Origin of the sequence: Bacillus manliponensis, from assembly GCF_000712595.1 — a bacterium.
Classification (GTDB): Bacteria; Bacillota; Bacilli; order Bacillales; family Bacillaceae_G; genus Bacillus_A; species Bacillus_A manliponensis.
Genome location: NZ_JOTN01000017.1, coordinates 63,763 through 78,199 on the forward strand (window position 1 = coordinate 63,763; position 14,437 = coordinate 78,199).

Consider the following 14,437-nt stretch of genomic DNA (forward strand, 5'->3'; position numbering starts at 1 on the left):
TTCTTTGACAGGGGGTTCTTTCTGTATGGCATGACTAAGTTATAAAGTAACATTTCTCTCAGCGGAGGATTTTAAAGGGGAAACAGGAGAGGGGGAGTGATGGTTATAATCACTCAAAAAGAAATTCAAATGGAAGTAGTACTTAGAAATTGTAGATTGTCGTGTCGAATGTTAGGAGAATAAGTTTGAAGAGGTAGAAAAAACCAACAATTTATTTTTTCAGAAAAATTTAAACTTTATATAGAAAATGTAAGCGTTTTATTGTATATTTTTATTATCAGAAAATTTAAATGTGCTTATAAATGTATTTAGGGGAGGGGCAAGATGAAAGCAGCAGAGGGGCAATTACATCGTACAATGCAGAGTCGACATCTATTTATGATTGCACTAGGGGGAGTTATTGGAACAGGGTTCTTCCTTGGATCAGGATATACGATTAGTCAAGCCGGACCTGGTGGGACTATTCTTTCTTATTTAGTTGGTGGATTTATCATGTACTTAACGATGCTTTGTTTAGGGGAGCTTACAGTGGCGATGCCTGTTTCAGGGTCGTTTCAAGAGTATGCAACAAAGTTTATCGGACCAGGTACAGGATTTATGATTGGTTGGTTATACTGGATTGGTTGGGCTGTTACAGTTGGACTAGAATTAACATCGATTGGTTTAATGATGAAACGTTGGTTTCCAACGGTTGATGTATGGGTTTGGTGCCTTGTATTTGGTGGCATTTTATTTTTATCAAATGCGATTTCGGCAAGAAGTTACGCTGAATTAGAATTTTGGTTTTCAAGTATTAAAGTAGTTACAATTCTTGTATTTATCGTTCTTGGTGGAAGTGCACTACTTGGATTTTTACCTTATGCAGGAAGAGAAGCGGAACCATTGTTCTCTAACTTTGTAAGTGATGGAGGATTGTTCCCAAATGGTTTAGTAGCAGTACTACTTACAATGATTACAGTTAACTTCTCGTTCCAAGGAACAGAATTAATTGGGATCGCAGCTGGAGAAAGTAAAAATCCTGAAAAAACAATTCCACGTGCAATCCGTAATACAGTATGGCGTATTCTTATATTCTTTATTTTAACAATGACGATTTTAGTTGGTTTAATCTCTTGGAGAGAAGCTGGTGTAGTTGAAAGTCCATTCGTTGTTGTATTTGATAATATCGGAATTCCATATGCTGCGGATATTATGAACTTTGTTATTATTACAGCGTTATTATCAGTAGCAAATTCAGGATTATATGCAGCAACACGTATTTTATGGTCATTAGCAAACAAAGAAATGGCGCCAGCTTCATTTAAAAAAGTGAATGAACGTGGTATTCCAATTACAGCACTTGTTGTAACGATGGTTGTAGCGATGCTATCTTTATTAACAAGTGTATTTGCAGAAAGTACAGTGTACATTTACTTATTATCTGTAGCAGGTTTATCTGCTGTATCAAGTTGGGTTATTATTGCAATTTCACAGCTTCGATTTAGACAACAATATATAAAAAATGGTGGGAAATTAGAGGATTTAAAGTATAAAACACCTTTATATCCAATTGTCCCAATTGTAGCGCTTGTGTTAAATAGTATTGTTATCATCAGTTTGGCGTTCATTCCAGAGCAGCGTATGGCGCTATATTGCGGAATTCCATTTGTTATTTTCTGTTATGTATACTATTATGTATTTCAGAAAAAAAAGAAGAATATGGGGATGAATGAAGGGCATGAAATTAACAAGTAAGCAAAATGACATACAAGTTAACCTTTCGAATGGGGTACTACATATCGGGAAGGAAAAAGGATATACACCTTTAGAACTACTTGTTGCTTCAATTGCAGGATGCAGTACAATCGTATTTCAAACGATTCTAGAAAAAAAGCGTGTTTCATATGACTCACTCACAATTGATACTAGTGTGAGAAAAAGTGAAACATCACCAAATCCTGTTGAGGCAGTTCATTTACATTATAAGATTCAAACAGATTGCATAACGAAGGAACAGTTAGAAAAAGTGTTAGTATTAGCGGTGAAAAATTGCACAATTGCACAGTCTGTAAAGGATAGTATTGAAATTACAGAAACAATTGAACTGATTTAAGAACGAAAAAGCTTGCGCGATGGCGCGAGCTTTTTTTGCTGTTTGTTAAATAATCTTTTGCGTAAAAATAGGATATATTTATTTGAGAATTTCATTAATTTTGTCTAGTGAATAGTAGTTGACAATTTTAGTTTTTAATATTAATGTTTAATTTACTTAACTATTAACTTTTTGAAAGAAAGGGATGATTCCTTTTAGGTATTAAAAATATTTACAAAACTAGCTAAGAATGATTACTGCACTTATTTGTAAAACTAAAAATGGTTGTGTAGCAATCATTTGAAAATAAATAGAGAGTTGAGGGAGAGTTTATGGAACAACAAGTAAATCAAAATCGAACGTTGTTGCTAACTGGTTTAATTATCGCGATGTTGTTTGCTGCATTAGAGGGAACCATCGTTGGTACTGCAATGCCTCGCATTGTTGGTGAGTTAGGCGGCTTAAGCTTAATGACTTGGTTAACAACAGCTTACATGTTAACATCAACAACTATTGTCCCAATTGCCGGTAAATTAGCTGATTTAGTGGGACGACGCAACATGTATATGGCTGGATTAATTATATTTATGGTTGGTTCAGTATTATGTGGTATGGCAGATAACATGACAGAATTAATTCTTTACCGTGGTTTTCAAGGTATTGGCGGCGGGATTATGATGCCTATGGCGATGATTATCATCGGGGATATGTTCACTGGAAAAGAGCGTGCAAAGTGGCAAGGGATCTTTGGAGCATTATATGGCCTGGCATCTGTTATTGGACCACAAGTAGGCGGTTGGATTGTTGATTCTATGGACTGGAGATGGGTATTCTACATCAATTTACCAGTTGGTATTTTAGCGACAATCTTTATTGCAATGGGCTTAAAGGGACATAAGCAAACTGGTCCAATTAAAATTGATATTGCTGGTATTTTTACGATGATTGTTGGGGTTGTAAGTTTATTACTTGCCTTAACATTTGGTGGGAAAGACTATGCTTGGGATTCGTGGCAAATTATCGGCTTATTTGTATTAGCAGCTGTTGGTCTGATTAGCTTTGTCATTGTTGAAACAAAAGCCGAAGAGCCGATTTTACCGATGCATTTCTTTAAAAACCGCACATTTACATTATTAAATGCAATTGGGTTCTTCATGAGTATCGGAATGTTTGGTGCAATTATGTTCGTACCTTTCTTTATGCAAGGAATTGTTGGCGTAAGTGCTGCTGAATCAGGAACAATTATGACACCGATGATGATTACAATGATTGTAACAAGTATCATTGGTGGACAGCTCGTATTAAAAATTGGTGTAAAGCCACAAATCATGACGGGTATGTTAATTATTGCAGCCGGTTTTGGTTTATTAACAACAATGAACATGGACACGAGCAAATTAAACGCAACACTGTACATGATGGTAATTGGGCTTGGTATGGGGCTTGTTATGCCAACACTTACGTTAGCACTGCAAGAAAGTTTCCCAAAGAAAGATCTTGGGGTTGTTACATCTTCGAGTCAGTTCTTTAGGCAAATTGGAGGAACATTTGGGATTACTATTTTAGGTTCGGTTATGAATAATACGTCGGGTACTGTTTTAACAGAGAAGTTAGTGCCTGTATTAAATACGTTCCCAGCAGAAGCAGGAGCGATGGTAACAAAGTGGAAAGAAATGATTCATACAGATCCACAAGGGCTATACTCGATGTTATTCAGTCCTGAAGCGCTTCAGCAAATACCAAAAGAAGTGGCAGATAGTATTGTCCCGATTTTAAAGGTTTCACTAATGGATTCTCTTCATAGTGTATTTATTATCGGTCTTGTATTTATTGTAGTTGGGGCAGTCTTCCCGCTCTTCTTGAAGCGTATTAAATTATCAGATCGTAAAAAAGAGGTAGAAATGAAGGAAGAGGTAGCTTCTTCTTAAATGGAAAGCATCGCTAATTGGTGATGCTTTTTTTCTATAGGTTTTTATTTCATTATGTAAGAACGATAAGATTTCTATACTTAGGAAAAAGCTTATGAGTCTATATCTAGCTATGACTCGAGTATTAATAATCATTTTGAGATGTAGAAATCCAAATGATTGGAGCTTCACTTTATCCCGCATTAACAGCCCGTAAAAGTCCGATTGATCGGGCTAACAATCAGTGGGGGATGGAGAAAACCCTCATTAATTGAAGTTGCACTTTATAATTGACGTCTTTTGTTGAATAGGTTATATTATTTATGTAAACGGTTACATGAAACGAGGAGAAATGATGAGTACAATTAAAGATGTTGCAAACTTGGCGGGTGTATCCGTTGCTACTGTTTCGAGAGTACTAAATAAAAATGGATATGTTCATGAAGATACGTTAAAGAAGGTAGAACGTGCAATTGAAAAATTAAATTATAAACCAAGCACAGTTGCAAGGTCATTATATAATAAAAAATCACGTTTAATCGGTTTGGTTGTACCGAATATTGTAAATCCATTCTTTCCTGAGGTGGCACGTGCTGTAGAAGATGTTGCTTATAAGCAAGGATATACAGTTGTACTGTGTAATTCTGACGAATGTTTGGATAAAGAGAAACAATATATTGATGCACTTATGCAAAATAATGTGGACGGATTTATTGTTGCTACAGATCAACAAAATAGTAGTAACTACATGAATCTACAAGTGCCAATTGTAGCAATTGACAGGGTGTTTAATGAACGTATTCCAACCGTTTATGCAGATAATTATAAAGGCAGTAAGCAAGCGACAGAGCTTCTTATAAGGAAAGGCTCTAAGTATATTGCTCACATTCGAGGGCCTCGTAACATTAGCACAGCGAATGAACGCTTCGAAGGATTTATTGAAGTTGTTACAAATGAACAAATTTCTTATATTATTGCAGAGAGTGCATTTGATCCCATTGAAAGTGAACGTGTGACAAAGGAATTATTGGAAGCTCATCCATACATTGATGGGATTGTAGCTGGAAATGATTTGATTGCACTTGGTGTTGTCAAAGCTGCTATGCAAAAGGGGATACATATCCCAAATGATTTACAAGTAATTGGTTTCGATGGTATTTCTTTAACGGAAATGATGTATCCATCTATTACAACTGTAGCTCAGCCAATTTATGAAATAGGGGAAGTGGCGACGCAATTGTTAATTAAAAAGATGGAAGGAAAAACGTTAGAAGAAAAGCACTATCGTTTACCGGTTGAAATTATAGAACGTAATACAACAAAGTAAGGAGAGAGATATATGCCAAATATTGCAGTAGTAGGAAGTATTGCGATGGATTTAGTGGCGGTTTCAAATAAGCGTCCAAGCGCCGGTGAAACAGTGATTGGAGAAGCGTTTCATACAGTACCGGGTGGAAAAGGAGCGAATCAAGCTGTAGCAGCAGCAAGGCTTGGTTCAAAAGTTGCGATGATTGGAGCTGTTGGTGAAGATAGCTATGGTAATCTCGTTCGAAAAAATTTAGAGAACGAAGGGGTTTTTGTTAACCATGTGGAACCGGTTACAGGTTCTACAACAGGTATTGCGCACATTGTATTAGCTGAAGAAGACAATAGTATTATCGTTGTACAAGGGGCGAATCGTCTTGTAGATCAACACATTGTAGATAAGGCTGAAGAGTTATTAATCAAAGCTGATATGGTTGTGATGCAATTAGAAATTCCATTAGAGACAGTGGAATATGTATTGAATATTTGTAATGAGAACAATATTCCAGTTATGTTAAATCCGGCACCGGCGCAAATGTTATCCGAGGAAGTATTAAATAAAGCGACGTACATTACACCAAATGAGCATGAATGCCGCATTGTGTTAAATGATTTTACATCGCCTCTTGAAGAATTGTTAGCGAAATATCCAAATAAACTTCTGATGACAGAAGGAGGAAATGGCGTTCGTTTCCATAACGGAGAAGAGATTGTACATGTACCAAGTATTGCCGTAGAAGTTGTTGATACAACAGGTGCAGGAGATACATTTAATGGTGCATTAGCAGTTGCACTTTCAGAAGGAACACCACTTAAGCAAGCGGTTCGATTTGCAAATATTGCAGCTGGGCTTTCAGTAACGAAACTAGGTGCACAAGGTGGAATGCCAACGCGTGAAAGGGTACGAGAGGTACAGGTGATTGTTGGATGAAAAAGCATGGGGTATTAAATAGTGAGATTGCAGCTGTATTAGCGGCGCTTGGACATACAGATACAATTGTCATCGCAGACTGCGGATTGCCAATTCCCGATGATGTCAAGCGGATTGATTTAGCTATAGAGCTTGGAAAACCAGCATTTCTAGAAGTGTTACAAGTAGTAGCTGCTGATATGCAGGTCGAAAAAGCGGTATTGGCTAAAGAAATTAAGCTTCATAATGAACCGGTTCAGCAAGGAGTACAACATATTGTAACTGAAGCGGATTATGAATATGTTTCACACGAGCAATTTAAGCAGTTAACGAAAGAGGCAAAGGTAGTAATCCGAACAGGAGAGGCAACGCCATATGCCAATATCATTTTGCAGGCAGGGGTTATTTTTTAATAAAGGGATGTGATGGGGATGCGCATTGAAATGAAGGGCATTTCAAAAGCGTTCAACGGTAATCCTGTTTTAAAAAACGCACAGTTTTCAATTGAAACAGGAGAAGTTCATGCATTGATGGGAGAAAACGGTGCAGGGAAATCGACGCTTATGAAAATTTTAACTGGTGTGTATACGAAAGATAGTGGACATATCAAGATTGATGGTCAAGAGCGGACGTTCAAAAGTGCAAAAGAAGCAGAAGAATATGGAATTGCTTTTATTCATCAAGAATTAAACATATTACCGAACTTAACAGTTGCAGAGAATATGTTTCTTGGAAAAGAGCTTACGTATGGAAAAACGGGCATTTTACGAACACGTGAAATGAACAAAATTGCAGAAGAACAGCTAGCAGGTTTAGGACTTCATGTAAAAGGTTCTACCCTTGCAGCAGAGCTATCAGTTGGGCAACAGCAAATTATCGAAATTAGTAAAGCGCTTATGACAAATGCGAGCGTCATTATTATGGATGAGCCTACAGCAGCACTGACAGACCGAGAAATTGAAACCTTATTTACGATCATTAACAAATTGAGAAAAGAAGGAGTATCATTCGTTTATATTTCACATCGTATGGAAGAAATTTTCTCAGTTTGTGACGCTATTACAATTTTACGTGATGGGGAATATGTCGGAACAAGAGCGATTCCTGAAACATCTTTTGATGAAGTTGTAAGCATGATGGTAGGTAGGAGTATTGGGGAGCGTTATCCAGTAAGAAATGCTACTATTGGTGACGTCATTTTTGAAATGCGAAATGGGACGAAAAAAGGAAAGTTTGAAAATGTGTCATTTCAAGTTCGAAAAGGAGAAATACTTGGTGTAGCTGGCTTGATGGGAGCTGGGCGAACTGACATTATGAAAGCCATTTTTGGATATGAGCCGTTAGATTCTGGACAAATTTTTATGAATGGGAAAGAGGTTACGATTACAAGTCCAATTGATGCGATAGACGAGCGCATTGCATTTATTACAGAAGACCGTAAATCAGAAGGGCTTGTATTAGATTTCTCTATCCGTGAAAATTTAGCACTGCCGAATTTCAATCGCCTTTCAAAGGGGACTGTAATTGATAGAAAAATAGAACAGCAGTTTACAGATGATATGATGAAATTATTAAATGTAAAAGCAACAGATGGTGAACAAAAAGTAAAGTCGCTGTCAGGTGGGAACCAACAAAAAGTTGTAATTGCAAAATGGCTAGGGATTCAGCCGCAAATTTTAATATTAGATGAGCCGACAAGAGGTGTTGATGTAGGTGCAAAAAAAGAAATTTATGCGGCAATGAATAAATTGGTGGAGCAAGGTGAAGCAGTTATTATGGTGTCTTCGGAGCTTCCAGAAGTGTTAGGAATGAGTGACCGTGTACTTGTTATTCATGAAGGGAAAGTAGGCGGAGTTTTAGAGAAAAATGAAGCAACACAAGAATCTATTATGGCATTAGCAACAGGGGGAGAATAACAGATGACAAAGAAGGGGAATGTATTTCAACAATTTGGTTCACTTATTGGATTAGTACTCATTATTGTCGTTATGACAGCATTAAATCCAGCATTTATTGAAATACCAAATATATTTAATATTTTACGCCAAGTATCGATTAATGCACTGATTGCGTTCGGAATGACTTTTGTAATTTTAACAGGGGGTATTGACTTATCGGTAGGTTCTATTTTAGCATTATCAAGTGCACTTGTTGCCGGAATGATGGCAAGTGGTGTTGATCCATTCCTAGCAATTGGTGTTGGATTGCTTGCTGGTCTTGTAATGGGAATTGTAAACGGTATCATTATTGCAAAAGGGAAAGTTGCGCCGTTTATTGCAACTTTAGCAACGATGACAATTTTTCGTGGCTTGACGCTTGTTTATATGGACGGACGTCCGATCACAGGTCTTAGTGATGAAATTGGATTTCAAATGATTGGTCGCGGCTATATTTTAGGTATCCCCGCACCAGCTGTAACAATGATGATTGCATTCGCTATTTTGTACTTTATCTTAAAGAAAACAACATTTGGGCGTCGTACATTCGCAATTGGTGGGAATGAAGAGGCAGCGGCATTATCAGGAATTAACGTAACACGCATGAAAATTATGATTTATGGTCTTTCCGGTGTTTTGGCAGCGCTTGCAGGAGTTGTGTTAACATCACGTTTAGATTCTGCACAGCCAACAGCTGGTACTTCGTATGAGTTAGATGCAATTGCTGCAGTTGTATTAGGAGGCACAAGCCTTTCTGGGGGAAGAGGTTGGATTGTCGGGACGTTTATTGGTGTACTAATCATTGGTGTATTAAATAACGGCCTGAACTTATTAGGGGTATCATCTTTCTTCCAACAAGTAGTAAAAGGTGTTGTGATTTTAATTGCAGTATTAATTGATCGCCGAAAAGAAGTGTAATAGGGGGATAAATCATGAAAAAGCTATTAAGTGTTCTCGTTGCATTACTGATGATAGTTGTTTCTGGCTGTTCCATGGAGCCGCCAGAATGGGCAAAGGAGTCTAGCGATAAAGGTCGAAATAGTACTGTGAAAGTGGGAATGTCAATCTCCACGTTAAACAATCCGTTTTTCGTTAATTTGAAAAAGGGTGCGGAAAAGAAAGCGAAAGAAATGGGGATGGAATTAATCGTTGTTGATGCGCAAAATGATGCGGCAAAACAAACAAATGATGTTGAAGATTTAATTCAACAGGGCGTAGATGTTATCGTTATCAATCCAACAGATTCAGACGCAGTTGCTTCAGCAGTAAATGCAGCAAATGTAGCCGATGTTCCTGTTATTACAGTAGACCGCATGGCAAAATCAGGAGAAGTTGTTTCGCATATTGCTTCAGACAATGTAGAAGGCGGTAAAATGGCCGGTGAATATATTCGTGAACTTGTTGGTGAAGGAGCAAATGTTGCGGAACTAGAAGGAATTCCTGGATCATCAGCAGCACGTGAAAGAGGGGAAGGATTCCATAAAGCAGCTGAAGGCACATTGCAAGTAGTGGCGAAGCAAGCTGCGGACTTTGACCGTGCAAAAGGGCTATCTGTTATGGAGAATATTTTGCAAGCAAATAGTGATATACAAGCCGTATTTGCCCATAATGATGAAATGGCACTAGGCGCGATAGAAGCGTTAAAATCAGCTGGGAAAACGGATGTAGTAGTTGTTGGATTCGATGCAACAGAAGATGCAGTAAAGGCTGTTTCTGAAGGTAAATTAGCAGCAACTGTCGCACAAAAGCCAGAACGTATTGGTGAGACAGCGATGGAAACAGCAAAAAAAGTAAGTGAGAATAAAGAAGTGGAAAAGTTTATTCCGATTGAATTAGAGTTGATTAAGAAATAATAAAGTGAAATAAAAAACAATTTAAATATAGCCGTATAAAAGAAAGGAAGAGAAAGATGAAATTTTTTATTGATACAGCAAATGTAAGTGAAATTAAAGAGGCAAATGATCTAGGTGTATTAGCTGGTGTAACAACAAATCCATCCCTTGTTGCGAAAGAAGGCGTAGATTTTCATGAGCGTATTCGTGAAATTTGCAGCGTTGTAGAAGGACCTGTTAGTGCAGAAGTAATCAGCTTAGAAGCAGATAAGATGATCGAAGAAGGAAAAGAATTAGCGAAGATTGCACCAAATGTTGTTGTAAAAGTTCCGATGACAACAGATGGTTTAAAAGCAGTAAAAGCATTTTCTGATTTAGGAATTCGTACGAACGTAACATTAGTATTCTCAGCTGTACAAGCTTTACTTGCAGCACGCGCAGGTGCAACTTACGTTTCTCCTTTCTTAGGTCGTTTAGATGATATTGGTCATAACGGAATGGATTTAATTCGCCAAATTGCTGAAATGTTTGCAATCCATGGCATCGAAACAGAAATTATCGCAGCGTCTGTTCGTCATAGTGTACACGTAACAGAAGCAGCATTAAATGGTTCGCATATCGCAACAATCCCAGCAAGTGTAATCCATCAATTAGTGAAACACCCATTAACAGATCAAGGAATTGAGAAATTCTTAGCAGACTGGGAAAACATGAAGTAATATGTAATAAGAAAGCGAGTGTTACCTTTGTGTAGCACTCGCTTTTTTTGTCGGAAATGAAATAAGGATGTCATTTAGGTAAGAAATATTTCCTAGGGAATTGTCGAAGTTAAGAAGTTTTGAGGGGACACAGACAGAATGATGTCACGGCCAAATTTGTTTTGTGATTGTCAGGTTGGAAGCTTCTATTAAAGAATACATGTGAAAGATGAATGATTTTTAATTTAAAGTTACAACATATATACAAAATAAAAAGAACAATAACGGAATTACCCCGCTATTGTTCCTTTTACTTTTTCTCTTACATAAATGAAAGATGCAAATATAAGTAAGAAAGCTGTTCCAATTACGAAACTGATGCTAGGTGATGCACCGATTGCACCGATTGTAAATGATCCCGCTACAACACCGAGTGAGAAGAAGGCATAAAATAATCCAAATGCTTTTCCGCGATTTTCTTCGGTCGTATTTTCAACAAGTATAGCATTGATAGATGGGAATAAAAGAGCGAATCCAATTCCGTAAATCATCATAACAACGAAAAGCATTTCTTTTGTTGTAAAGATACCAAGTAATGATAGAGCAAGTGCCATGATAGCAATACCACTTAGCATTAACTTCGAACGATTAAAGCGATCATATATACGGTTGGTTGGTAATAAGAAGAACAGAATTGCAGTGATACCAAACATACTTAACATCATCCCAGTTGTAGATGATTTAAGAGATAAAGCTTCCACTTTCATTGGCAGCATATACGTAACAATTCCTTGTGAAAACATAAGTGTGAAAGCACCGATATATGTTTTTAATAGTGGCTCAGACTTAATTAATCCAAGCATATCTTCTTTGCTTAATAATTGTGTACGAGATTTGTCCGTTCTTGTTACATAGTTTGGTAGAAGGAAAAGAGCAATCATAGTACTAATAACCATTAAAATAGAGATGGTTATAAATACCCATTCAATTCCTGCTGTTGCTTTCATAATTCCGCTAAAAGCTGGGCCGACAATAGCCGCTGTTCCAACAGCCGCCCCAGATAAAGCCATTGCTTTTCCTTGTTTTTTAATTTTTGTATGATTTGATAAAAACGTAAATGCGGCTGGTATTAAAAATCCGTCACTAAATCCGTGTAGTAAGCGGACAATAAGAAGTTGTTCACTCGTTTGGATAACGGTATATAATAGTACAATTATACTTGTTGTTCCTAAACTTGTATAAAGAACTTTCTTCGCCCCGTATTTATCAATAGATGCACCAGCGATAATATTACCAATCATATTTGAAAATGAGTACATTCCAACGACAAGACCGATAATAAGTGGAGTTCCACCAAGGCTTTGTGCGTAAGTACTCATAATGGGTAATTGCGCAAATGTATCAAAAAATGCCACAATGACAATAAAATAAATAAAATATTTCAATCTACGTTCACCTCTCCAATTGTTATTATGGCATAATGTGAATTTTGTCTGCAATGAAATTGAATTAACAGATGTGGAAAAAAGTACATTTGTAAAATTAATTGTTCACATTTACGTAACTTTTTCAATTCCTTCTTATTCTATTAACATTTCAAACTTATAATTATTGTTGAGAAATATATTTTTACATACAGAAATATAGATGTAATTAATAGAATACTATATGATGAAGTTAGATTTAACAACAGCCATCAAAATATTTATTTTTATGTTCTTATTTGAAATTATTGTCCATGATGGCGAGTTAAATGTGCTCTGTGACAAGGACTTTGTATATGTTCGAAATTACTAGAGTAAATAGATAAAGTGGGAGGAATTGAATATGAAAAAGAAAGTATTGGCTTTAGCGGCTGTTATCGCATTAACAGCACCAGTGCAAGGAGCAGCATATGCGCATGGAAACCATGATGCAAGCAATGATAGTGGTATTAGTATTAGTCCACGTTGGTCTGCAGAGGAAATGCACGCGGAAGGAAAGAACTCACATTTATGGATTGTAAATCGTGCAATTGATATTATGGCGCGTGATACAACTGTTGTAAAAGAAAATGAAGTAGCGTTATTAAATGAATGGCGTACAGATTTAGAAGATGGTATTTACACTGCTGACTATGAAAATCCTTATTATGATAATAGTACATTTGCTTCTCACTTTTATGATCCGGATACAGATGATACGTATATTCCATTTGCGAAAAATGCAAAAGTAACAGGTGCAAAGTATTTCAAACTTGCTGGTGAAGCATATGAGCAGCAAGATATGCAGCAAGCATTCTTCTATTTAGGTTTATCTCTTCACTATTTTGGTGATATTAATCAACCGATGCATGCAAGTAACTTTACAAATATTTCACATCCATTTGGGTTCCATTCCAAATATGAAAACTTTGTAGATACAATTAAAGCTCCATATGCGGTTACAGATAGTAAAGGATATTGGAATTTTGCTGGGGGAACACCAGAAGAGTGGCTTCATACGGCAGCTGTAGCTGCAAAAAAAGATGCACCTGGTATTGTGAATGAAACAACGAAAAGCTGGTTCTTAAAAGCATCTGTTTCACAAGAGTATGCAAATATGTGGCGTGCAGAAGTAACACCAGAAACAGGAGCACGTTTAATGGAAGCGCAGCGTGCAATGGCAGGCTATATTCACCTTTGGTTTGATACATACGTAAATCGTTAATTGGCAACTGAGAAGGCTAAATTTCTATTAATGAAATTTAGCCTTTTTTAAACTATAAAGGTAGGGGGAATTTCGTATGATCAAACAAAGCTGGTTACGAGCTGTATGCAGTCTCGGGATAAGTGCTACTACTTTATTTGGAGCATCGTCTGCTTTGGCTGAAACAACAAACCATCAAGAAGACGCGTTAAAGGTGATGACGCATAATGTATATATGTTATCAACAAATTTGTATCCGAACTGGGGACAACAAAAAAGAGCTGATTTAATTGGAGAGGCGCAGTATATAAAAAATCAAGATGTTGTAATTTTAAATGAAGTATTTGATAATAGTGCTTCTACTTACTTGTTAAATAATTTGGTAGATGACTATCCACATCAAACACCAGTACTTGGTCGTAGTAATGGCAGTGAGTGGGATCAAACGTTAGGTTCTTATTCTAAGGTTGCTATAGAAGATGGTGGGGTCGCTGTCGTGAGTAAATGGCCAATTGTAGAAAAAATGCAATATGTTTTTCAAACAGGCTGTGGTCCAGATGCACAGTCGAATAAAGGGTTTGTATATACAAAGATTAAAAAAGGAAACGAATTTATACATGTCATTGGCACACATTTACAAGCAGAAGATAATATGTGCTTATCTACGTCACCAGAAGCGGTTCGCGCCTTACAAATGAAAGAAATCCAAACATTTATTCATAATAAACAAATTCCAGCTAATGAATATGTGTTAATTGGCGGAGATATTAATGTGGATAAAGGAAATAGTAGTGAATATGCATCGATGTTAAGCACATTACATGCAGTAGAACCAAATTATACAGGGCATACTGCAACTTGGGATACAGCTACAAATAGTATTGCAAAATATAACTATCCAACAGCACAAGCTGAACATTTAGATTATATTGTAGCAAGCAAAAATCATAAACAACCTATTTACATGAATAACGAAGTATTACCCGTAAAATCACCGCAGTGGTCTGTAACAGCTTACTTTAAAACATATACGTATGATGATTACTCAGATCATTATCCAGTGCAGGCAATAATTATTGAAAATTAAAGTGAAACTTTAATGAGTGGCAT

13 protein-coding genes are annotated in these 14,437 nt (G+C 36.8%); 12 read left to right on the forward strand and 1 reads right to left on the reverse strand.

Annotation, left to right across the window (positions count from 1 at the left end; all coding sequences use genetic code 11):
• Positions 1–324: 324 nt before the first annotated feature.
• The 10 genes from BAMA_RS17525 to fsa all read left to right on the forward strand — a co-directional run bounded on the left by BAMA_RS17525 (position 325) and on the right by fsa (position 10,681).
• Positions 325–1,734, forward strand: coding sequence for an amino acid permease (locus BAMA_RS17525; protein ID WP_034641765.1), 1,410 nt, complete (start codon positions 325–327; stop codon positions 1,732–1,734).
• Complete coding sequence (locus BAMA_RS17530) at positions 1,718–2,092, forward strand: OsmC family protein (RefSeq protein WP_034641767.1); 375 nt, start codon at positions 1,718–1,720, stop codon at positions 2,090–2,092. The genes BAMA_RS17525 and BAMA_RS17530 overlap by 17 nt, the downstream gene beginning before the upstream one ends.
• A 311-nt stretch (positions 2,093–2,403) precedes the next feature.
• A complete protein-coding gene (locus tag BAMA_RS17535) occupies positions 2,404–3,999 on the forward strand; it encodes an MDR family MFS transporter (protein WP_034641769.1) in 1,596 nt (531 codons plus the stop codon).
• Between the two features lie 334 nt (positions 4,000–4,333).
• Positions 4,334–5,305 (forward strand): LacI family DNA-binding transcriptional regulator, encoded by a 972-nt coding sequence (locus BAMA_RS17540; RefSeq protein ID WP_034641771.1) that lies wholly within the window; start codon positions 4,334–4,336, stop codon positions 5,303–5,305.
• A 12-nt stretch (positions 5,306–5,317) separates the two neighbouring features.
• Positions 5,318–6,214, forward strand: a complete 897-nt coding sequence (gene rbsK, locus BAMA_RS17545) for a ribokinase (RefSeq protein WP_034641772.1) — start codon at positions 5,318–5,320, stop codon at positions 6,212–6,214.
• The gene (gene rbsD, locus BAMA_RS17550; protein WP_034641773.1) at positions 6,211–6,606 is read left to right on the forward strand and encodes a D-ribose pyranase; all 396 of its coding nucleotides are present in this window, start codon (positions 6,211–6,213) and stop codon (positions 6,604–6,606) included. The genes rbsK and rbsD overlap by 4 nt, the downstream gene beginning before the upstream one ends.
• Before the next feature lie 18 nt (positions 6,607–6,624).
• Positions 6,625–8,109: a sugar ABC transporter ATP-binding protein gene (locus BAMA_RS17555; RefSeq protein WP_034641855.1), complete on the forward strand. Its 1,485-nt coding sequence runs from the start codon at positions 6,625–6,627 to the stop codon at positions 8,107–8,109.
• A gap of 3 nt (positions 8,110–8,112) precedes the next feature.
• Positions 8,113–9,048, forward strand: a complete 936-nt coding sequence (locus BAMA_RS17560; RefSeq protein ID WP_034641775.1) for an ABC transporter permease subunit — start codon at positions 8,113–8,115, stop codon at positions 9,046–9,048.
• Positions 9,049–9,062: 14 nt separating this feature from the next.
• On the forward strand, positions 9,063–9,983 hold the full coding sequence (gene rbsB, locus BAMA_RS17565; protein ID WP_034641777.1) for a ribose ABC transporter substrate-binding protein RbsB: 921 nt from the start codon (positions 9,063–9,065) through the stop codon (positions 9,981–9,983).
• Between the two features lie 56 nt (positions 9,984–10,039).
• Entirely contained in the window at positions 10,040–10,681 is a 642-nt protein-coding gene (fsa, locus tag BAMA_RS17570) for a fructose-6-phosphate aldolase (protein WP_034641778.1), read from the forward strand.
• Positions 10,682–10,950: 269 nt separating this feature from the next.
• On the opposite strand, the gene BAMA_RS17575 is transcribed toward fsa, so the two are convergent.
• Positions 10,951–12,105, reverse strand: a complete 1,155-nt coding sequence (locus tag BAMA_RS17575) for an MFS transporter (protein ID WP_034641780.1) — start codon at positions 12,103–12,105, stop codon at positions 10,951–10,953.
• 382 nt (positions 12,106–12,487) lie between these two features.
• Here BAMA_RS17575 and BAMA_RS17580 point away from each other — a divergent pair, with 382 nt between their 5' ends.
• Together BAMA_RS17580 and sph are read left to right on the forward strand one after the other, a co-directional pair.
• Entirely contained in the window at positions 12,488–13,348 is an 861-nt protein-coding gene (locus BAMA_RS17580; RefSeq protein WP_034641782.1) for a phospholipase C, read from the forward strand.
• A gap of 79 nt (positions 13,349–13,427) precedes the next feature.
• Positions 13,428–14,414, forward strand: a complete 987-nt coding sequence (gene sph, locus BAMA_RS17585) for a sphingomyelin phosphodiesterase (protein WP_034641858.1) — start codon at positions 13,428–13,430, stop codon at positions 14,412–14,414.
• Positions 14,415–14,437 lie beyond the last annotated feature (23 nt).